Here is a 19,269-nt window from a genome sequence, read left to right as displayed (position 1 = left end):
CCCCTGCAAGACTCGAAAGTTCATGGTTTCAGTATCTGAAAGCAATGACAGGCAGGCCGATCTACCGGACGCAGCGGCCGCAAGACGGCGCCGCGATGCGATGGCGCGCAAGCGCCTGACGCGCCTGCCGTTCATTCGCCGCGTCCTGTACCGGCTGCGCTGGCTGCTCGGTCATTCGATCTTCTCGTCGCTGACCCGGCGCATCGTCTTTCTCAACCTTGTCGCCCTGATCGTTCTCGTCTCGGGCATTCTCTACCTCAACCAGTTCCGGGCTGGGCTGATCGACGCACGGGTCGAGAGCCTTCTGACCCAGGGCGAGATCATCGCGGCGGCCATCGCATCCTCGGCGACGGTCGAAACGAACTCCATCACCCTCGATCCCGAGCGCCTGCTGGAGCTGCAGGCCGGCGACACGTTGGCGCCGTCTGCCGAGGTGACGGACAGCCTGGACTTTCCGATCAATCCGGAGCGCGTCGCGCCGCTTTTGCGCCGTCTGATCTCGCCGACCCGGACGCGAGCCCGCCTCTACGACCGCGACGCCAACCTGATCCTCGATTCGCGCCATCTTTACTCGCGCGGCCAGATCCTGCGCTACGACCTGCCGCCGGTGTCTCCCGACGCGCCCGATCTGATGAGCCGCATCGTGACCTATCTGCGCGGCATCATCACCGGCAGCGACCTGCCGGTCTATCGCGAGGCACCCGGTGGATCGGGCACCGCCTATCCGGAGGTGATGAATGCGTTGACCGGAGGCCCGGCGACGGTCGTGCGGGCGACCGAGAACGGCGAACTGATCGTGTCGGTCGCCGTGCCCATCCAGCGCTTTCGCGCGGTGCTCGGCGTCCTCATGCTTTCGACCCAGGGCGGGGATATCGACAAGATCGTCCAGGCCGAGCGCATGGCGATCGTCAGGGTCTTCGGCGTCGCCGCGCTCGTCGTCATCGTTCTGTCGACGCTGCTCGCCTCGACGATCGCGACACCGCTGCGGCGGCTTTCCGCGGCCGCCATCAGGGTGCGGCGCGGGGTCAACGACCGCGCCGCAATTCCCGATTTCGGCGATCGCACCGACGAGATCGGCAATCTCGGCCGTGCCCTCAGCGACATGACGCGTTCCCTCTACGCGCGGATCGACGCGATCGAATCCTTCGCCGCCGATGTCAGTCACGAACTGAAAAACCCCCTCACCTCGTTGCGAAGCGCGGTGGAGACGCTGCCCCTCGCCAAGAACGAGGTGTCCAAGAGCCGGTTGATGGAGATCATCCAGCACGATGTGAGACGCCTCGACCGGCTGATCACCGATATTTCGGACGCCTCCCGGCTCGACGCCGAGCTGGCTCGCAGTGTCGCCGACAAGGTCGATCTCGCCGCCCTGCTTCGCTCCGTCGTCGATGGCGCGCGCAGCCACACCGTTCCCGGCCGCAAGATCACCATCAATTTCGAGGCACAGAAGCCGCTTCCCACCCAAAGGCCCGGCTTCGTCGTTTCCGGCCACGATCTCAGACTGAGCCAGGTCTTCACCAATCTGATTGAGAACGCCCGCTCCTTCGTGCCTGCGGACAACGGCCGGATCGATGTGATCGTCCGGCGACGCGGGCAGCGCGTCGTCGTCAGCATCGAGGACAATGGCCCGGGCATCCAGGCCGAGGTGATCGAGCGGATCTTCGAGCGGTTCTATACCGACAGGCCGGCGGGCGAGGCCTTCGGCCAGAATTCCGGTCTCGGCCTGTCGATCTCGCGCCAGATCGTCGAGGCGCATGACGGCACGATCCGGGCCGAGAACATCATCGACGAGGAGGCGCCGAACGGCATCGGCGGCGCCCGCTTCGTCGTTTCGCTGCCTGCGGAATGACGGGGCCGACGAGATGACGGCGCCAGCAAATCTCCACGCGTCGGCGGTCGCCGTGTCGGATCGCGGAATCTTGATCCGCGGACCGGCGCAAAGCGGAAAATCCGCCCTCGCTCTGGCTCTCCTTCGACGTGGGCCGGGCCTCGGCATGACGTCGGAACTGGTCGCCGACGACCGGGTTCTCGCGGAGGCCGCCGAGGGGGCGGTCCGGTTGTCCGCGCCCGGCACGCTCAAGGGCCTGATCGAGATATCCGGCATCGGCATTCACCGCGAACCGGCACGGCCGTTCGTCGATCTGTGGCTCGTCGCGGAGCTGGTCGAGCCTCGGTCGATCACGCGTCTTCCCGGCACGCTGGTGACGGAAATCGTCGGGCGGGAATTTCCGCTGGTGCGACTGCCATGGCGCGAATCGGGCCGGGCTGCGGATATCTTGCTGACGCTGGCCCTTTCCGGCCGGCTGCCGGACTGATCGCTAGTCGATCACGGCGCCAGGAACGCCCTTCGGCAAACCTCACAACTCTTCGCTGCAGGTGACATTCCATTCGCCACAAAGACCGTTTCCGATGCACGCAAAAGCATCACGCAAGCCCAATCTCCTATCATTTAACTTGCGGATTTGGACAGGACTGCCAAGATGTCGGTCGCCAATGACGATCATTGCGCAGAACTAGCGGCCGCTGGCCGGCTGGCAAAGCGCGGCAAGTCTTCGGCGGACAGAAATTGGACATTTGGCTCGTCGCCCCGTTCGGGCGCTCGGCCAAATGGCCGGAGCGCTGGCGCTCTGGATGCTGCGTATGCCCGCAGGGCTAAAGGGTGATGGAGAAATCGGGGCATGACAAGCGCGAGGTTCAGGCTGATCGGCGAGGCTATCCAGGCATGATCGGGCTGGTTCTCGTGACCCATGGCCGCCTTGCGGACGAGTTTCTCAACGCCGTGGAACACGTGGTCGGCCCCCAGGATGCCTTCGAGACGATCTCGATCGGCCCGGAGGACGACATGGAGCAGCGGCGGATCGACATCGTCGAGGCCGTCGCCCGTGCGGACCGCGGCTCCGGCGTCATCATCCTGACCGACATGTTCGGCGGAACGCCGTCGAATCTGGCGATTTCGGTGATGGAGGGCAGCCGGGTTGACGTTCTGGCCGGCGTCAACCTGCCGATGCTGATCAAGCTCGCCAGCGTGCGAGAGGAAAAGCCGATGGCCGAAGCGCTCCTGGCAGCGCAGGAGGCAGGCCGCAAATACATCAACGTGGCAAGCCGCGTCCTGAGCGGCAACTGAGAGCGATAGCCGTGCGAAGCCTCGATTCAAAAACAGACGACGGGGCCGGCGGCGGCAACGGATCGGTCATTCGCAGCCGCGCGGAACCTTCGGCCGCAAGCCTCGATGGTTCGAGCGACGCAGACGCTGCCAATTCACGCATCTTCGCCATCGTCAACAAGCGTGGGCTGCATGCGAGAGCCTCGGCACGCTTCGTCGAGACGGTCGAGAATTTCGACGCCGAAGTGACGATCACGCGGGAGGGCATGAGCGTCGGCGGCCTGTCCATCATGGGCCTTTTGATGCTCGCGGCCAGTCAGGGCACGACGATCGAGGTCAGTGCCATCGGTCCGGAGGCGGTGGCCGTCCTCGATGCGCTGGAGGAACTCATCGCCAACCGGTTCGGCGAGGACGGCTGAACCGGGAGGGATCGTGTTTGCCGAGCGGCCAGCGCTAATTCTGCAAGCGATGTGGGCTCGAACGCCGCGGCCAAGATTGGGCCCGACGATGGTCGCTTGAGCACCATGAAAGCGGTCTGCGGCTTTCAGGCCGGGCGATAACGTCCTGACATTTCGGTTTCAGGCATCACGCTCGGATTTCAGACATGATGCCGGCCGAAAATCGACACCGATTTTCGGCCGAGCTTGTCGCGAACCAGGTTGCGCGAAGGGAACTGTGAGCCCCTCCGGCATCGGACCGCTCAGTCGTCGTCGTCTTCGCGTCCACCGCCGATGATGTCGGAGACGTCGTCATCTTCCTCGTCGTCCTGAAGGAAAGTGTCGTCTTCGTCGGAATCATCGGCATCGTCGGAATCGTCGTCGATGTCGGGAAGGTTCGCATCCTCGGCGTCGTTCTCTTCCTCGGCGACGTCCTCGAGCGAGACCGTGTCCGGCGTCGCCTCGACTTCGACGGCCTCGGTCTCCTCGACCTCCTCTTCTTCCTTCACCGTGTTGCCCTCGAAGTACGAGCGCGGGTAGGTCTTGCCCGTGAAGGGGGAGATGATCGGATCTTTGTTCAGATCGTAGAACTTGCGTCCGGTTTCGGGATCGACGCGCTTGGTTCCGAGCTCGGGCTTCGCCATTACTGCCTCATCATGGTCTGTCTTAATTCAATGCGTCGCGGACCGATGCGATTGCGCCGACGCGATCGTTCGCGCTGGCTTGGCGCACGCCCGAAAGCCTGCTTTTTCGTCTGGACTTACGGTAGCAATACCGCCGGACCCTGGTCCTGCAAAATCGGCTGGTCCTTACGGCGTCGTCCAGCCCTTGTCAAAGGCCCATTGTGCGGACACAAAGGGCGAATGCCGGGCATGACGGAGTCTGCCCCGAAAACGCCCGCCGATGCCCGCGCGCGGTGAATGAAAGACAAGACCCAAGGATTGAGGGCCATGCAGCCGATCGACCAAGCTTTTCGCCCACTCGCGGCAGTCCGGGCGGGAGCGCTCACCGGTCGCGTGCGTGTGCCGGGTGACAAGTCGATTTCTCATCGTGCCTTTCTGTTCGGGGGACTGGCCGCCGGTACGACCCGCATCGAGGGTCTTCTGGAGGGCGAAGACGTGCTGGCGACCGGCCGGGCCATGTCCGCCATGGGCGCGAGGATCGAAAAGAAGGACGGCGTCTGGATCGTCGACGGCGTCGGCAACGGCGCCCTTCTGGAGCCCGCGGACGTGCTCGACTTCGGCAATGCGGGAACCGGCGCGCGCCTGACCATGGGTCTCGTCGGCGCCTACGACTTTTCCGCCACCTTCGTCGGCGACGCCTCGCTTTCGCGCCGGCCGATGGGCCGCGTCCTCGATCCTTTGCGGCTGATGGGGCTGCAGGTCGTCTCGCGGTCCGGCGACAGGCTGCCTCTGTCCATCCACGGTCCGCGCGTTGCCGCCCCGATCACCTACCGCGTGCCGATGGCCTCGGCGCAGGTGAAGTCCGCGGTTCTTCTGGCCGGCCTGAACGCGCCGGGGGTGACCACGGTCATCGAACCGGTGCCGACGCGGGACCACACCGAAAGGATGCTGGCGGGCTTCGGCGCCTCGCTGGAAACGACGATCGACGCCGACGGCGCCCGGCATATCGCGCTTCAGGGACAGGGCAGCCTTCGCGCGGTCGGCGAGCTGACGGTGCCGGGCGACCCCTCCTCCGCCGCCTTCCCGCTGGTTGCCGCGCTGATCGTTCCAGGCTCCGACATCGTGATCGAGAACGTCTTGATGAACCCGACCCGGACGGGCCTGATCGAGACGCTTCTGGAGATGGGCGCGTTGATCGAAATCGCCAATCGCAGGCAGGAAGGGGGCGAAGACGTCGCCGATCTGCATGTGCGTCATTCGCAGCTCAAGGGCGTCACCGTGCCGCCCGAGCGCGCGCCCTCGATGATCGACGAATATCCGGTGCTTGCCATCGCCGCAGCCTTTGCCGACGGCACGACCCTGATGCAGGGCCTTGAGGAATTGCGCGTCAAAGAAAGCGATCGCCTGTCCGCGGTCGCTAAAGGTCTGGAAGCAAATGGAATTCGGCACGAAGAGGGCCGCGATACCCTGAGCGTCACCGGAATGCCGGACGGCAAGGGGCTTGGCGGCGGGCGGGTCGACACCCATCTCGATCACAGAATTGCCATGAGCTTCCTCGTGCTGGGCATGGCAAGCGAAAAGCCGGTCAGCATCGACGACGCGCGAATGATCGCGACGAGTTTCCCGAAGTTCGAACCGATGATGGCGGGACTTGGCGCAAATCTGGAGACCATTGCGGCGAAGTGAAGAGCGAGACAAGACAGTTTCTGATGACGATGTTCCTCGTCCTTCTGTTCAGCATTCTCCCCGCTGCCGGCAACGTCGGCACGCGCTCTCGCTTGCTTCCGATTCTGCGTGACCTGCCAGAAGCGCGACTCGGCACTTTCCTGGCCAGTGCGTTCGCATCCGCAAGGTCTCTCTCATGCCGCAGGTGGTGCAACGGCGGGGAGTTCGCGCCATGACCGCTCCCCTGACCATCGCCATCGACGGCCCTGCGGCCGCCGGCAAGGGCACGCTCGCAAAACGCGTCGCGGAGCGTTACCGCCTCCCCTATCTCGATACCGGCCTGCTCTACCGGGCCGTCGGGCGGCAGGTCACCATCGGCAATGCCGATCCAGACGACCCCGAAATGGCCGGAGCTATTGCCCGAAAGCTCGACATCGCCCATCTGGACGAGCCGGGCCTGAGGGGCCACGATGCCGGCGAGCTCGCCTCGCGGGTCGCCGTCCACCAGCCGGTGCGGGAGGCCCTCGTCGCCTTTCAGCGCAGCTTCGCGTCACGCGCCGAAGGCGCCGTCCTCGATGGCCGCGATATCGGAACGGTGATCTGCCCGCACGCCCGGGTCAAGATCTTCGTCACCGCATCTCCCGAGGTCAGGGCCCGCCGCCGCACCGACGAGCTTCTCTCCCACGGCCGCGAGGATATCGACTACGATCGCATCCTCGCCGAGGTGAAGGCCCGGGACGAACGGGACTCCCTTCGCGCCGTCGCGCCGCTTCGGCCGGCGGCCGACGCCCACTTGCTGGACACCAGCGAATTGGATATAGATGCGGCATTCCGGGCAGCTTGCGAGGTCGTAGACCGCGTTCTGGCAGAACCGGGCAGGCATTGAGGGGCCGCATCCTGAAGGAGGCGTGCCCTTTTCGGTTATGAGGGGAACGCCGCAGCGCCCGCTCAGACCATGCTGCAAATTCGTCCGGTCCAGGCTCTTCAGCGCCGACCATCTGCGCCCGCGCTAGGCTGCGGGCGCCTCTGGACAAGGTTCCGCGCGTCGCTTGCGGGACTTTGGGAACCGGGAACGGACGATCCATCAACGATGAACCCGCGCGGGGCGGATACCCCGAGGCGCATGCCCTTTTATGCCTGAACGACAGGCGAAAAGGGTCCCCAAGGAGAAAGAATGTCTAACCTCAACCCCTCGCGCGAAGACTTCGCGTCGCTGCTCGAAGCCTCATTCCATGAGCAGGACGTCGCAGAAGGCATGGTGGTCAAGGGCACCGTCGTCGCGATCGAAAAGGACATGGCCGTCATCGATGCCGGCCTGAAGGTGGAAGGCCGCGTGCCGCTGAAGGAATTCGGCGCGAAGGGCAAGGACGGCGAGCTGAAGATCGGCGACACCGTCGAGATCTATGTCGAGCGCATCGAGAACGCGCTGGGCGAAGCCGTGCTGTCGCGCGACAAGGCTCGCCGCGAAGAGAGCTGGGTCAAGCTCGAGAAGCAGTTCGAAGCCGGCGAGAAGGTCGAAGGCCAGATCTTCAACCAGGTCAAGGGTGGCTTCACGGTCGACCTCGACGGCGCCGTCGCCTTCCTGCCGCGTTCGCAGGTCGACATCCGGCCGATCCGCGACGTCACGCCGCTGATGAACACGCCGCAGCCGTTCCAGATTCTCAAGATGGACAAGCGCCGCGGCAACATCGTCGTCTCGCGCCGCACCGTTCTTGAGGAGAGCCGGGCCGAGCAGCGTTCCGAGATCGTCCAGAACCTCGAAGAGGGTCAGGTCGTCGAGGGTATCGTCAAGAACATCACCGATTACGGCGCCTTCGTCGATCTCGGTGGCATCGACGGTCTCCTCCACGTCACCGACATGGCATGGCGCCGCGTCAACCATCCGACCGAGATCCTGCAGATCGGCCAGACCGTGAAGGTCCAGATCATCCGGATCAACCAGGAAACCCACCGCATCTCGCTCGGCATGAAGCAGCTCGAGGCGGATCCCTGGGACGGCATCGGCGTCAAGTACCCGATGGGCGTCAAGGTCACCGGCCGCGTCACCAACATCACCGACTACGGTGCGTTCGTGGAGCTGGAGCCGGGCATTGAGGGCCTCATCCACGTTTCGGAAATGTCCTGGACGAAGAAGAACGTCCATCCGGGCAAGATCCTCTCCACCTCCCAGGAGGTCGAGGTCGTGGTTCTCGAGGTCGACCCGAACAAGCGCCGCATCTCGCTCGGCCTCAAGCAGACCCTGCAGAACCCCTGGGAAGCCTTCCGCGACAAGTTCCCGATCGGCACCCAGGTCGAGGGCGAGGTCAAGAACAAGACCGAGTTCGGCCTGTTCATCGGCCTCGAAGGCGACGTGGACGGCATGGTCCACCTCTCCGATCTCGACTGGAACCGTCCGGGCGAGCAGGTGATCGAGGAGTTCAACAAGGGCGACATGGTCAAGGCCCAGGTCCTCGACGTCGACGTCGACAAGGAGCGCATCTCGCTCGGCATGAAGCAGGTGGGCGGCGATCCGTTCGTCGATGCGGCCGAGGCCGGCGAAATGCGCCGCGGCTCGATCGTCACCTGCGAGGTCGTCGAGATCAAGGATGGCGGCATCGAGGTGAAGATCGTCGATACCGATCTCACCGCCTTCATCCGCCGTTCCGATCTGGCCCGCGACCGCGACGAACAGCGCCCCGAGCGCTTCCAGGTCGGCCAGAAGCTCGACGCCCGCATCACCCAGTTCGACAAGAAGGCCCGCAAGGTCGGCCTGTCGATCAAGGCGCTGCAGATCGCCGAGGAGAAGGAAGCCGTGGCGCAGTACGGGTCGCAGGACTCCGGCGCATCGCTCGGCGACATTCTCGGCGCGGCTCTGAAGAAGAGCGGCGACGACGAGTAAAACCGGCTCGCCGGCGGGGGACACCCGCCGGCTTGGCGTCCCACATGAAAAAGCCCGCGGCGAGCGATCGCCGCGGGCTTTTTCATGTCGCAAACGCCGTCGCTCGAGCAGCAACGGGTTTGCCGGAAACCCGCCGTCGCAAACGAGCGCCAGGAGGCTCTACCGACGAAGCGGGCCTACCGGCTCGCAGCCTGGGCCGGGCGCATCTCCGCATCGAGCCGGACCACCGCGACGCCCTTTGCCATCCGTTCCAGCGTCGGCGTTACACCTGACTGTCCGGCAAGGCCGATCGCCTGGCTCTTTTTGACGAGAAAGCCTTCCGCGATCGCCGCGCGAATCTGCCGAAGCCTGCGCAGAAATCCCGGCCTGTCGATCGCCGCCCGGCGAAACCGCGCGCAAGGAGGCCCGGCCCGGCCGGCATCGACCCGTTCGACATGCTCGATCACCGCGCCGATCCAGCCGGGCATGAGCCGGGCACCGGGCTCGACCAGGAGCAGCCACTCGCCCTTCGCGGCTCGGATCGTTTCCCGCAGATCGCCGGCTTGGATCACCCGGCAGCCGGCATGGTCGGCGACCTTGCGGGCGTCGCTGCCCATGCCGCGATCGACGAGGACGACCTCGCGCACGATGCCCTCGACCGCGCCGGGAATGAGACTTGCAAGGGTCTTGGCCAGCTTCTGGTCGTCCGGCCCGCAGTCGATGAAAACACTCAGCATGGATCGGGCCTAGCGCAGCTCGGTGTGCCACGCCAGTCCGATCGCATTTTGTTCTTGTCTTGTTCTTCATTTGTCGTTAGGATTTTGGTCATCGAACGTGAACGCCCATCGCCAGGAGGGCAGACCATGCAGCAGATCACCGCAGCCGACCGCGCGGCCTTTGCCGGAACCAACGGCATCGACGTCGCCAATCACATCGTCGAGGGCGCCAATCTCAGGGTTCCGGCCGAAAGGCGGCGCGGCCGCGGCGCCGGCGTCAATCCGAGCGGACGCTACGAACCGTTCGCCCGGTCGAGCTTCGACGACGGCTGGGAAACGCTCGACAGCCTTCCGGCCTTCAAGACCGAGGTGCAGGTCGAGAAGCCGAAGACGATTATCACCCGCAACACCTCGCCAGACATTTCCTTCGACCGCTCGATCAATCCCTATCGCGGCTGCGAACATGGCTGCGTCTACTGCTTTGCCCGGCCGAGCCATGCCTATATGGGCCTTTCCCCCGGCCTCGATTTCGAATCGAAACTCTTCGTCAAGCCGAACGCCGCCGAACTTCTGGAGCGCGAACTCTCCAAACCCGGCTATGAGGTGAAGTCGATCGCCATCGGAACCAACACCGACCCCTATCAGCCGATCGAGAAGGAGCGGCGCGTGATGCGCGAGATCCTCGAGGTGCTGGAAGCGGCGAACCATCCGGTCGGCATCGTCACGAAGTCGGCGCTGGTGACGCGGGACATCGACATCCTGTCGCGCATGGCCGCCAAGGGGCTCGCCAAGGTCGCCCTGTCGGTGACCACGCTCGATCGGACGCTGGCGCGGGCGATGGAGCCGCGCGCGGCAACGCCGGCAAGAAGGCTCGATGCGGTCAAGGCGCTGTCGGAGGCGAAGATCCCGACAATGGTGATGACCGCGCCGATCATCCCCGGCCTCAACGATAGCGAGATCGAGCGGCTGCTCGAGGCCGCCGTCACCGCCGGGGCAAAGGAGGCCGGCTACGTGCTGCTCAGGCTGCCGCTGGAAGTCGCGCCGCTGTTCAAGGAGTGGCTGCTGCGGCACTACCCCAACCGTTACCGCCACGTCCTGTCGCTGCTGCGCTCCATGCGCGACGGCAAGGACTACGACGCCGAATGGGGCAAGCGGATGCGGGGCTCGGGGCCCTACGCCTTCCAGATCCGTCGCCGGTTCGAGATGGCGGCGCGGCGTCTCGACCTCAATGCCGATCGGGTCAAGCTCAGGACCGACCTGTTCACCCCGCCGAAGAGCGCCGGCGTCCAACTCGCCCTTTTGTAGCCGGCGACAAGTCAGGCCACCCGGATCGCCGCATCGCTCCGGGTGGTTGCCAGGCGGTCGTCACGACCGTCGGCGGGCCGAAGATGCCTGTGGCCCTCAGGGCATCGGCGGCCTTGCATGGGATCGGAGGATGCGCGAGTCTCCGCCGCAAGATGACCGCGCATTCCTCCGATTCTCCTGCACTCGCCCCTGTCTCCAAAGGCCGTGCCGCGGCTCGCGACGAGACCGGCTCTCCCGCAAACAAAGCCGCGGGGGCCCCGCGCCGTCGCGGCGCGGCGAAAATCCGCCAAGGCCCCGACTTCGAGCGCGAGCGGCAACTGATCGCGCTCGGCCAGCAACGAGTCGCCGGCGTCGACGAGGCTGGCCGCGGCCCGCTCGCCGGCCCTGTCACGGCGGCTGCCGTCATCCTCGACCCTCAGAACATCCCGGACGGCCTCGATGATTCCAAGGCCCTGACGGCGGAGCGGCGCGAGGAACTCTTCGCTCAGATCCTTTCCACGGCGATCGTCGCATCCGCCTGTGCAAGTGCCGCCGAGATCGACCGCTTCAACATCCGCGGCGCGACCCTCATCGCCATGCGCCGTGCGGTCGCAGCGCTCGGCACATCGCCCGATCACATTCTCGTCGACGGCCGCGACGTGCCGCCCGGCTGCCGTTGCCAGGCGTCCGCCGTCATCGGCGGCGATGCCGCATCGCTGTCGATCGCGGCGGCCTCGATCGTCGCGAAAGTCGTGCGCGACCGGATGATGCGCCGGGCCTGCCTCGCGTTCCCGGCCTACGGCTTTTCCCGGCATATGGGCTACGGCACCGCCGCCCATCTCGCCGCGATCGAGACCCACGGCCCCTCGCCCCTTCACCGCATGACCTTCAGTCCGTTGAAACAGCGGCTGCTTCTCGTCTGACGCAAAACCGGACCGCAGTCTCGCAAGCAGTTTGCGGAGCATCGCCATGCCACTGCGTCCCCGCCCTTTGATCACCACGCCGGCTGTGCGCGGCCCTGAACCGGCAGCCTCTGCGAATCGCCGATCTGACAGACGCCGCCGCTCCGCCCGGTCCCGGGCCGAGCCATTCGCATCGTCCGCCGCGAATTCGCCCCTCGCGGCGCATTGGCGCACGGACCCCGGCCGGCAAAGAGACATATCGGCACAGCGAGACTTGACGCGATCGTCGCCTGCGGTGTCTTGAGCCCGCTGTCGCCCGACAGGAGGCCGGCACGAAGACGAAGGAAGACCGATGGATTTCGCATTGCCCACCAACAGCGCCGGCTGGCTCCCCTTCGCGGCGGCCCTCGTCGCCGTGATCCTCGGTTTGGCGGCCCTTTTCGCGCCGCGCCTGATCCTCGCCGCGATCGGCCTTGCACCGAGCGCGGGAAAGCTCGACGCGCTTGCCGGATCGAGGGCAAGCCTTGGCGGCTTCTGGATCGGCGTGGGTCTCGTCGGTGCAGCCCTCTACGATCAGCCCTTCGTTCAGCTCGCGCTCGGCGCTGGATGGCTGTTCTCGGCATTCGGCCGTCTGGTGTCGCTCCTTACCGACGGCACGACGTTCCGCGGGCTGTTCTACTTCTGCGCGGAACTGATCCTCGCCGCGGCCGCGCTCGCCCCGGCCCTCGGCTTCATCTCCTCCTGAACGCGACTTGGAGCCGTGGCGGATATGATGCCGGCTGTCGTCACTCAGTTGGGGAAGCATGACGAATAACCCGTAAAACCTTGCAAATTGCCTCACCCAAGCGTGTTGTCGCGGTCAAATCCCTATGCTAGACGAACGCAGTCTCAAGGAGGAGGGCCGGCATCTCGTTGGCAGTCCGCTTGGTTTCCATCCAACGGTTCAAGGCCTCGCGGCGCCGGGATCATCCAGCGTGGCAGGCGTTGAAAAAACGCGAAAGAGAAACGGTCGTCCGTGGCACAATCATCCTCTCCCGTTTCGGGGGTCGCAGACCGCTACGCCCAGTCCCTGTTCGAACTCGCACTCGAAGAGAACGCGCTCGATACGGTTGAATCCGAGCTCGATTCCTTCGAAAAGCTGATGTCGGAAAATGCCGATTTCCGCCGACTGGTGGCGAGCCCGGCATTTTCGTCCGACGAGCAGCTTCGCGCCATCGAGGCGATTGTCGAAAAGACCGGTCCGAGCCAGCTCACCGGGAATTTCCTCAAGGTGGTCGCCGACAATCGGCGGTTGTTCGTTCTTCCGGGTATGATCCGTCGCTTCCGCGAACTTGCCGCCGAACAGCGTGGCGAGGTCGAAGCCGAGGTGACGAGCGCCCATCCGCTGGACGATAGCCAGAGGACCGCACTGTCCGAAGCGCTCGGCTCCTATGCCGGCAAGACCGTGACCGTGCGCGAAAAGGTCGATCCCTCGATCCTCGGCGGCCTGATCGTCCAGATCGGCTCGCGCCAGATCGACACCTCGCTTCGCTCCAAACTCAATTCGCTCAAGCTTGCACTGAAAGAGGTCGGCTGATGGACATCCGCGCCGCAGAAATTTCCGCGATCCTGAAGAACCAGATCAAGAACTTCGGCGACGAGGCGGAAGTCTCCGAAGTCGGACAGGTTCTCTCGGTCGGTGACGGCATCGCCCGCGTCTATGGTCTCGACAACTGCCAGGCCGGCGAGATGGTCGAGTTCCCCGGCGGGATCCAGGGCATGGCCCTGAACCTCGAGGCCGACAATGTCGGCGTCGTGATCTTCGGCTCCGACCGGGGCATCAAGGAAGGCGACACCGTCAAGCGGACCGGCAACATCGTCGAGGTCCCTGTCGGCAAGGGCCTGCTCGGCCGCGTGGTCGACGGTCTCGGCAATCCGATCGACGGCAAGGGCCCGATCGAATCGACCGAGCGCCGCCGCGTCGACGTCAAGGCGCCCGGCATCATCCCGCGCAAGTCGGTGCATGAGCCGATGGCCACCGGCCTCAAGGCCATCGACGCGCTGATCCCGATCGGCCGCGGCCAGCGCGAGCTGGTCATCGGCGACCGCCAGACCGGCAAGACCGCCATCCTGCTCGACACCTTCCTCAACCAGAAGCCGGCCCATGACGAGGGTCGCGACAGCGACAAGCTCTACTGCATCTACGTCGCCGTCGGCCAGAAGCGCTCGACCGTCGCGCAGTTCGTGCGCACCCTCGAAGAGCGCGGCGCGATGGAATATTCCATCGTCATCGCCGCGACGGCGTCCGACCCGGCGCCGATGCAGTTCATCGCCCCCTTCGCCGGCTGCGCGATGGGCGAGTTCTTCCGCGACAACGGCATGCATGCGGTGATCGGCTACGACGATCTGTCCAAGCAGGCCGTCGCCTATCGCCAGATGTCGCTGCTCCTTCGCCGCCCGCCGGGCCGTGAAGCCTATCCGGGCGACGTCTTCTACCTGCATTCGCGCCTCCTGGAGCGCGCGGCGAAGATGAGCGACGACCACGGCGCCGGTTCGCTCACAGCGCTGCCGGTCATCGAGACCCAGGCGGGCGACGTTTCGGCCTACATCCCGACCAACGTGATCTCGATCACCGACGGCCAGATCTTCCTCGAGACGAACCTCTTCTACCAGGGCATCCGCCCCGCGGTGAACGTCGGCCTGTCGGTGTCGCGCGTCGGCTCGGCCGCACAGGTCAAGGCGATGAAGCAGGTCGCCGGTTCGATCAAGGGCGAGCTCGCCCAGTATCGCGAGATGCAGGCCTTCGCCCAGTTCGGCTCCGATCTCGACGCCTCGACCCAGCGGCTTCTCAACCGCGGTGCACGCCTGACCGAGCTTCTGAAGCAGCCGCAGTTCTCGCCGCTGAAGACCGAGGAACAGGTCGCGGTGATCTTCGCCGGAACCCAGGGCTATCTCGACAAGCTGAAGGTCGACGAAGTCGGTGATTTCGAGGAAGGCCTCCTCGCCGCCATGCGCAGCGAGCACAAGGACATTCTCGACGCGATCGCCAAGGAAAAGGCGCTCTCGGACGATCTGCGCGGAAAGCTGAAATCCGCGATCGATTCCTTCGCCAAGACCTTCGCCTGATCTGTAAAACCAGGCGTCAGCCTCACTCCCTGCGGAGTGGGGCCGCGCCAGCGGGAGACTGCGCCAGACCATGGCATCACTGAAGGACCTTCGAAACCGCATCTCGTCGGTGAAATCGACGCAGAAGATCACCAAGGCCATGCAGATGGTCGCGGCGGCGAAACTGCGTCGGGCCGAAGAGGCGGCGGCCGCTGCGAGGCCCTATGCCGAGCGCATGGCCTCCGTTCTCGCCAACATCGCCGGCGCCGTCGAAGGCGACGGCCCGCCGCTGATGGTCGGCACCGGCAAGGACGACACCCATCTTCTCGTCGTCTTCACCGCCGAACGCGGCCTTTGTGGCGGCTTCAACGCCTCGATCGTGAAGAAGGCGCGCCAGCACCAGCGCAAGCTCGAGGGTGAGGGCAAGACCGTCAAGTTCCTCGCCGTCGGCAAGAAGGCCTGGGACCTGATGCGCCGCGATCTCTCCGACAAGGTGATCGAGCGGATCGACTTCCGGGAGGTCAAGCAGCCCGGCTTCGACCAGGCCGACATGCTCGGCGAGAAGGTGATGGAGCTGTTCGAGAAGGGCGAGTTCGACGTCTGCACGATCTTCTATTCGGAGTTCGAGAACGTCATCACGCAGATCCCGACGGGCCAGCAGATCATCCCGGCCGACCTCTCCGAGGCCGGCGAAGAGGAAGAGACCGACGAGAAGTCTGCCGCCACCGTCTACGAATACGAGCCGGAGCCTGGCGAAATTCTCGACGCGCTCATCCCGCGCAACATCAAGGTCCAGATCCTGCACGCCATGCTCGAAAATGCCGCCTCCGAACAAGGCGCGCGAATGACGGCGATGGACAATGCGACGCGCAATGCCGGCGATATGATCGACAAGCTGTCGGTCTCCTACAACCGCCAGCGCCAGGCGCAGATCACGACGGAACTGGTCGAAATCATTTCGGGCGCCGAGGCGCTCTGACACGAGAATCGAGAGGAGGCCTCGCTATGGCTGACAAGAATACCGGCCGCATCCAACAGGTCATCGGCCCCGTCGTCGACGTCGAATTCGACGACCACCTGCCGCCGATCCTGAACGCGCTCGAATGCGACAACCACGGCCAGCGCGTGGTGCTCGAGGTTGCGCAGCATCTCGGTGAAAACACCGTCCGCACGATCTCGATGGAGCTCACCGAAGGCCTCGTGCGCGGCCAGGAAGTCACCGACACCGGGGAGCCGATCCGCGTTCCCGTCGGCGAGGCGACCCTCGGCCGCATCATGAACGTCATCGGCGAGCCGATCGACGAGGTCGGACCGATCAACTCGAACGAGAAGCGCGCGATCCACCAGTCCGCTCCGCCCTATATCGAGCAGTCGCCGGAAAGCCAGATCCTCGTCACCGGCATCAAGGTCATCGACCTTCTGACGCCCTATGCCCGCGGCGGCAAGATCGGCCTGTTCGGCGGCGCCGGCGTCGGCAAGACGGTGCTGATCCAGGAGCTGATCAACAACGTCGCGAAAGCCCATGGCGGTTATTCGGTGTTCGCCGGCGTCGGCGAGCGCACCCGCGAGGGCAACGATCTCTATCACGAGATGATCGAATCGGGCGTGAACAAGGACCCGCACGAGCATGAAGGCTCGGCCGAAGGCTCCAAGGCCGCGCTTGTCTACGGTCAGATGAACGAGCCTCCCGGCGCCCGCGCCCGCGTCGCGCTCACCGGTCTCACCATCGCCGAGCATTTCCGCGACCAGGGCCAGGACGTTCTGTTCTTCGTCGACAACATCTTCCGCTTCACCCAGGCGGGCTCCGAGGTGTCGGCGCTTCTCGGCCGCATTCCCTCGGCGGTGGGCTATCAGCCGACGCTCGCCACCGACATGGGCGCGATGCAGGAGCGCATCACCACGACGACCAAGGGTTCGATCACCTCGGTGCAGGCCATCTACGTTCCTGCCGACGATCTGACCGACCCGGCGCCGGCCACCACCTTCGCCCACTTGGACGCGACCACGGTTCTCAACCGTGCGATCTCTGAAAAGGGCATCTACCCGGCCGTCGATCCGCTCGATTCCACCTCGCGCATCCTTTCGCCGATGATCGTCGGTGAGGAGCACTACGAGGTTGCGCGTAACGTCCAGGAGCTTCTGCAGAAGTACAAGTCGCTGCAGGACATCATCGCCATTCTCGGCATGGACGAACTGTCCGAAGAGGACAAGCTGACGGTGGCGCGCGCCCGCAAGATCGAGCGCTTCCTGTCGCAGCCCTTCTCGGTCGCCGAGGTGTTCACCAACACGCCGGGCCAGCTTGTCTCGCTGGAAGACACGATCAAGTCCTTCAAGGGCCTCGTCGAGGGCGAATACGACCACCTGCCGGAGGCCGCCTTCTACATGGTCGGTTCGATCGACCAGGCTGTCGAAAAGGCCAAGAAGCTGGCACAGGACGCCGCCTGATGAGCGACGATCGTGGCCTTCGTATCGAGGACGCGATCAACGAGACTTGCCCGTGGTCGGGAAAACCGATCGCGGGCGATTCCCTGACGACATTCGACGGCGCGGTGGTCGGTTTCTGCAACCCCGGCTGCCGCGACAAGTTCGAAACGGCGGTCCGGCATTTCAAGGCCGCCGCGAAGGAACCAGAGACCGATGGCCGATAGCTTCCAGTTTGAACTCGTCTCCCCGGAAAAGCTCCTGATGTCGGAGGCCGTCACCGCCGTCTCCGTTCCGGGCTCGGAGGGCTTCTTCACCGTCATGGCGAAGCATGCCCCGGTGATGACGACGGTGAAGCCTGGCATCGTTCTCGTCACCAAGGACGGCGGCTCCGAAGAGCGCATCTTCGTGCGCGGCGGCTTTGCCGACGTCAACGAGAACGGCCTTACGCTGCTTGCCGAACATGCCGAGCCGGCGGACGAGGTCGACATGGCTGCGCTCGACCAGAGCATCAAGGACGCCGAGGAAGACGTCGCCGACGCGGACGGCCAGGAGGCCAAGACCAGGGCCCAGCACAAGCTCGACCAGCTGAAAGAGGCGCGCGAAGGCCTCAAGGGCTGATCGCCCTCACCCCTCTTTTCCCTTCAAGACGAACGGCCCGCAGACCATGTCGGTTTTCGGGCCGTGTTGTTTTCGGCGCGTTCTTTTCGCCGCAGGGCAGCATCAAGCAATGGTCAGAAGATCGATCCGGATGCTGAGGCCACGGCTGGAGCTGATCGCCGTCAGGCTGCAGGATCTGCGACGACCAGGCTGTGCATACCAGTAAGGTCGAGCGCCTCGCGCACGAAGCCGTCACGCTTTCTTGCCTCGACGAATCCGGTCAGTGCATCGACGAGCCCGGCGTTACGGATCGGCAGGGCCATCGCCTGCTCGATGGCGGTGATGCGGCCCTCGAGAAAGCGAAAGCTCTTCTCGCCCCCGAAAGCTTTTTCGAGCGACTGCGCGACGCCGGCAACGGCGTCGGCGCAGGACGGATCCGCCTTGAACCCGTCGAAGGAGGCGCCGGGCGTTTCGGCGCGGACAAGCGTCATCGCCCGGGCATGTTCGCTGAGATAGAGATCGTAAGCCGAGTTGGCGGCGACCAGAAGCGACACGCCGTCCCGGTCGAGTTCGTCGACATGGAGCAGCGAAGACCCAGCGGGAACCACCGCCTTGGCCTCGATCAGCACATAGGGGCTCGAATAGGCCACCACCTCCCGGCGCTTGGGGTCGATCGCGAGAAAGGCGACATCCCAGACATCGGCCCCGGCATCGGCGACCACCTTTCCCGCGCCGGGATAGGTCGATACGTGCAGCTCGGCTTGCAGTGCCGCAGAAAGGGCCCGCGCCAGCGCGACGCTGACACCCGACAATTCGCCGGTCTCGGGATCTCTCTGCGCAAGCGACGCATTGCCGAGATTGATCGCGACACGCAGCCGGCCGTCCTTCACGAGACCGCTTCTGAGAGCCTCGACTTCGCGATCGCGGGTCACGGTTGCGCCTCCTCACGCTCGCGCCGCGTTTCGCCGGGTCGCAGCTTGCATCGACCGGCCCGAGACAGAGGCGTCTTACCCAACGGTGTTCTCCAGATGGCGGAAGGCCTTGACCACCTCCTCGTAGACCGAGCGCTTGAACGGCACGATCTCGTCAAGCAACTCGTCGAATGACTTCCATCCCCAGCGGTCGAACTCGGCGTCGTGCCCGCCCGGCGGCGGGTTGATCGCAATCTCTGATTCATCGCCTTCGAATCTGAAGGCGAACCAGCGCTGCTTCTGGCCGCGATACTTGCCCTTGAAGGCGACGCCGACGAGATCGGCCGGCAGATCGTAGGTGATCCAGCCCTCGGTCTCGGCGAGGTAGGACACCGTCTTCATGCCGGTCTCCTCGTAAAGCTCGCGTTTGGCTGCCTCGAGCGCATCCTCGCCCGCGTCGATGCCGCCCTGGGGCATCTGCCAGAGCTTTTCGGCGCCGGTCATCTCGCCCTCGTCCTCGACCAGCCGGCGACCGGCCCAGGCAAGGCCGTCACGATTGAGAGCCATGATGCCGACGCAGGGGCGATAGGGCAGCGTCGCGGGATCGACCTTTGGCATGAGCTGTTCGTCTCTCGGTTCTTGGGGGCGAAATCTGCCGACCACTAT

20 protein-coding genes are annotated in these 19,269 nt (G+C 65.0%); 16 read left to right on the top strand and 4 right to left on the bottom strand.

Annotated features, from left to right (window positions below; genetic code table 11):
- Positions 1–22 precede the first annotated feature (22 nt).
- The 4 genes from J6595_RS08150 (at position 23) to J6595_RS08135 (ending at position 3,522) form a co-directional block, all read left to right on the top strand.
- Positions 23–1,849: a stimulus-sensing domain-containing protein gene (locus J6595_RS08150; protein WP_425342133.1), complete on the top strand. Its 1,827-nt coding sequence runs from the start codon at positions 23–25 to the stop codon at positions 1,847–1,849.
- The gene (locus J6595_RS08145; RefSeq protein WP_342453131.1) at positions 1,755–2,315 is read left to right on the top strand and encodes an HPr kinase/phosphorylase; all 561 of its coding nucleotides are present in this window, start codon (positions 1,755–1,757) and stop codon (positions 2,313–2,315) included. Before J6595_RS08150 ends, J6595_RS08145 begins: the two co-directional genes overlap by 95 nt.
- Positions 2,316–2,722: 407 nt before the next feature.
- The gene (locus J6595_RS08140) at positions 2,723–3,124 is read left to right on the top strand and encodes a PTS sugar transporter subunit IIA (RefSeq protein WP_083591679.1); all 402 of its coding nucleotides are present in this window, start codon (positions 2,723–2,725) and stop codon (positions 3,122–3,124) included.
- 68 nt (positions 3,125–3,192) lie between these two features.
- Positions 3,193–3,522 carry an HPr family phosphocarrier protein gene (locus J6595_RS08135; RefSeq protein WP_209594161.1) on the top strand — a complete coding sequence of 110 codons (330 nt, stop codon included), beginning with the start codon at positions 3,193–3,195 and terminating at the stop codon, positions 3,520–3,522.
- A gap of 281 nt (positions 3,523–3,803) precedes the next feature.
- Here J6595_RS08135 and J6595_RS08130 read toward each other — a convergent pair whose 3' ends face one another.
- Complete coding sequence (locus J6595_RS08130) at positions 3,804–4,184, bottom strand: TIGR02300 family protein (protein ID WP_209593963.1); 381 nt, start codon at positions 4,182–4,184, stop codon at positions 3,804–3,806.
- Positions 4,185–4,490: 306 nt separating this feature from the next.
- On the opposite strand from J6595_RS08130, the gene aroA reads away from it, so the two are divergent.
- From aroA to rpsA, 3 genes are all read left to right on the top strand, one after another.
- Positions 4,491–5,849: a 3-phosphoshikimate 1-carboxyvinyltransferase gene (gene aroA, locus J6595_RS08125; protein WP_209593962.1), complete on the top strand. Its 1,359-nt coding sequence runs from the start codon at positions 4,491–4,493 to the stop codon at positions 5,847–5,849.
- Positions 5,850–6,060: 211 nt separating this feature from the next.
- Entirely contained in the window at positions 6,061–6,714 is a 654-nt protein-coding gene (gene cmk, locus J6595_RS08120) for a (d)CMP kinase (RefSeq protein WP_209593961.1), read from the top strand.
- A 288-nt stretch (positions 6,715–7,002) separates the two neighbouring features.
- The gene (gene rpsA / locus J6595_RS08115; protein WP_209593960.1) at positions 7,003–8,706 is read left to right on the top strand and encodes a 30S ribosomal protein S1; all 1,704 of its coding nucleotides are present in this window, start codon (positions 7,003–7,005) and stop codon (positions 8,704–8,706) included.
- A gap of 176 nt (positions 8,707–8,882) precedes the next feature.
- On the opposite strand, the gene J6595_RS08110 is transcribed toward rpsA, so the two are convergent.
- Positions 8,883–9,422 (bottom strand): glycosyltransferase family protein, encoded by a 540-nt coding sequence (locus J6595_RS08110; protein ID WP_209593959.1) that lies wholly within the window; start codon positions 9,420–9,422, stop codon positions 8,883–8,885.
- 126 nt (positions 9,423–9,548) lie between these two features.
- Here J6595_RS08110 and J6595_RS08105 point away from each other — a divergent pair, with 126 nt between their 5' ends.
- The 9 genes from J6595_RS08105 (at position 9,549) to J6595_RS08065 (ending at position 17,713) form a co-directional block, all read left to right on the top strand.
- Positions 9,549–10,706, top strand: a complete 1,158-nt coding sequence (locus J6595_RS08105; protein ID WP_209593958.1) for a PA0069 family radical SAM protein — start codon at positions 9,549–9,551, stop codon at positions 10,704–10,706.
- Positions 10,707–10,858: 152 nt separating this feature from the next.
- A complete protein-coding gene (locus J6595_RS08100; RefSeq protein WP_209593957.1) occupies positions 10,859–11,608 on the top strand; it encodes a ribonuclease HII in 750 nt (249 codons plus the stop codon).
- 331 nt (positions 11,609–11,939) lie between these two features.
- On the top strand, positions 11,940–12,332 hold the full coding sequence (locus tag J6595_RS08095; RefSeq protein WP_209593956.1) for a DUF4345 domain-containing protein: 393 nt from the start codon (positions 11,940–11,942) through the stop codon (positions 12,330–12,332).
- 270 nt (positions 12,333–12,602) lie between these two features.
- Complete coding sequence (locus J6595_RS08090) at positions 12,603–13,163, top strand: F0F1 ATP synthase subunit delta (RefSeq protein WP_209593955.1); 561 nt, start codon at positions 12,603–12,605, stop codon at positions 13,161–13,163.
- A complete protein-coding gene (gene atpA, locus J6595_RS08085) occupies positions 13,163–14,692 on the top strand; it encodes a F0F1 ATP synthase subunit alpha (protein ID WP_209593954.1) in 1,530 nt (509 codons plus the stop codon). Before J6595_RS08090 ends, atpA begins: the two co-directional genes overlap by 1 nt.
- A gap of 70 nt (positions 14,693–14,762) precedes the next feature.
- Positions 14,763–15,650 carry a F0F1 ATP synthase subunit gamma gene (locus tag J6595_RS08080; RefSeq protein ID WP_209593953.1) on the top strand — a complete coding sequence of 296 codons (888 nt, stop codon included), beginning with the start codon at positions 14,763–14,765 and terminating at the stop codon, positions 15,648–15,650.
- A 26-nt stretch (positions 15,651–15,676) separates the two neighbouring features.
- Positions 15,677–17,116, top strand: coding sequence for a F0F1 ATP synthase subunit beta (gene atpD, locus J6595_RS08075; RefSeq protein ID WP_209593952.1), 1,440 nt, complete (start codon positions 15,677–15,679; stop codon positions 17,114–17,116).
- Entirely contained in the window at positions 17,116–17,319 is a 204-nt protein-coding gene (locus J6595_RS08070; RefSeq protein ID WP_209593951.1) for a glutathione S-transferase, read from the top strand. The genes atpD and J6595_RS08070 overlap by 1 nt, the downstream gene beginning before the upstream one ends.
- Complete coding sequence (locus tag J6595_RS08065) at positions 17,309–17,713, top strand: F0F1 ATP synthase subunit epsilon (RefSeq protein ID WP_209593950.1); 405 nt, start codon at positions 17,309–17,311, stop codon at positions 17,711–17,713. Before J6595_RS08070 ends, J6595_RS08065 begins: the two co-directional genes overlap by 11 nt.
- 161 nt (positions 17,714–17,874) lie before the next feature.
- Here J6595_RS08065 and J6595_RS08060 read toward each other — a convergent pair whose 3' ends face one another.
- Both J6595_RS08060 and J6595_RS08055 read right to left on the bottom strand, forming a co-directional pair.
- Positions 17,875–18,624, bottom strand: coding sequence for a transporter substrate-binding domain-containing protein (locus J6595_RS08060; protein ID WP_209593949.1), 750 nt, complete (start codon positions 18,622–18,624; stop codon positions 17,875–17,877).
- A 75-nt stretch (positions 18,625–18,699) separates the two neighbouring features.
- Positions 18,700–19,221, bottom strand: a complete 522-nt coding sequence (locus J6595_RS08055) for an RNA pyrophosphohydrolase (RefSeq protein ID WP_209593948.1) — start codon at positions 19,219–19,221, stop codon at positions 18,700–18,702.
- Positions 19,222–19,269 lie beyond the last annotated feature (48 nt).

This window comes from Jiella mangrovi, from assembly GCF_017815135.1.
GTDB classification, from domain to species: domain Bacteria; phylum Pseudomonadota; class Alphaproteobacteria; order Rhizobiales; family Rhizobiaceae; genus Jiella; species Jiella mangrovi.
This window is presented reverse-complemented; position numbering and strand designations above follow the sequence as displayed.

Bases quoted from the DNA above. Each gene is read 5' to 3' on its own strand.
- J6595_RS08150 (WP_425342133.1), top strand. From the start codon at position 23: ATGGTTTCAGTATCTGAAAGCAATGACAGGCAGGCCGATCTACCGGAC.
- J6595_RS08145 (WP_342453131.1), top strand. From the start codon at position 1,755: ATGACGGCACGATCCGGGCCGAGAACATCATCGACGAGGAGGCGCCGA.
- J6595_RS08140 (WP_083591679.1), top strand. From the start codon at position 2,723: ATGATCGGGCTGGTTCTCGTGACCCATGGCCGCCTTGCGGACGAGTTT.
- J6595_RS08130 (WP_209593963.1), bottom strand. From the start codon at position 4,184: ATGGCGAAGCCCGAGCTCGGAACCAAGCGCGTCGATCCCGAAACCGGA.
- aroA (WP_209593962.1), top strand. From the start codon at position 4,491: ATGCAGCCGATCGACCAAGCTTTTCGCCCACTCGCGGCAGTCCGGGCG.
- cmk (WP_209593961.1), top strand. From the start codon at position 6,061: ATGACCGCTCCCCTGACCATCGCCATCGACGGCCCTGCGGCCGCCGGC.
- rpsA (WP_209593960.1), top strand. From the start codon at position 7,003: ATGTCTAACCTCAACCCCTCGCGCGAAGACTTCGCGTCGCTGCTCGAA.
- J6595_RS08110 (WP_209593959.1), bottom strand. From the start codon at position 9,422: ATGCTGAGTGTTTTCATCGACTGCGGGCCGGACGACCAGAAGCTGGCC.
- J6595_RS08105 (WP_209593958.1), top strand. From the start codon at position 9,549: ATGCAGCAGATCACCGCAGCCGACCGCGCGGCCTTTGCCGGAACCAAC.
- J6595_RS08100 (WP_209593957.1), top strand. From the start codon at position 10,859: ATGACCGCGCATTCCTCCGATTCTCCTGCACTCGCCCCTGTCTCCAAA.
- J6595_RS08095 (WP_209593956.1), top strand. From the start codon at position 11,940: ATGGATTTCGCATTGCCCACCAACAGCGCCGGCTGGCTCCCCTTCGCG.
- atpA (WP_209593954.1), top strand. From the start codon at position 13,163: ATGGACATCCGCGCCGCAGAAATTTCCGCGATCCTGAAGAACCAGATC.
- J6595_RS08080 (WP_209593953.1), top strand. From the start codon at position 14,763: ATGGCATCACTGAAGGACCTTCGAAACCGCATCTCGTCGGTGAAATCG.
- atpD (WP_209593952.1), top strand. From the start codon at position 15,677: ATGGCTGACAAGAATACCGGCCGCATCCAACAGGTCATCGGCCCCGTC.
- J6595_RS08070 (WP_209593951.1), top strand. From the start codon at position 17,116: ATGAGCGACGATCGTGGCCTTCGTATCGAGGACGCGATCAACGAGACT.
- J6595_RS08065 (WP_209593950.1), top strand. From the start codon at position 17,309: ATGGCCGATAGCTTCCAGTTTGAACTCGTCTCCCCGGAAAAGCTCCTG.
- J6595_RS08055 (WP_209593948.1), bottom strand. From the start codon at position 19,221: ATGCCAAAGGTCGATCCCGCGACGCTGCCCTATCGCCCCTGCGTCGGC.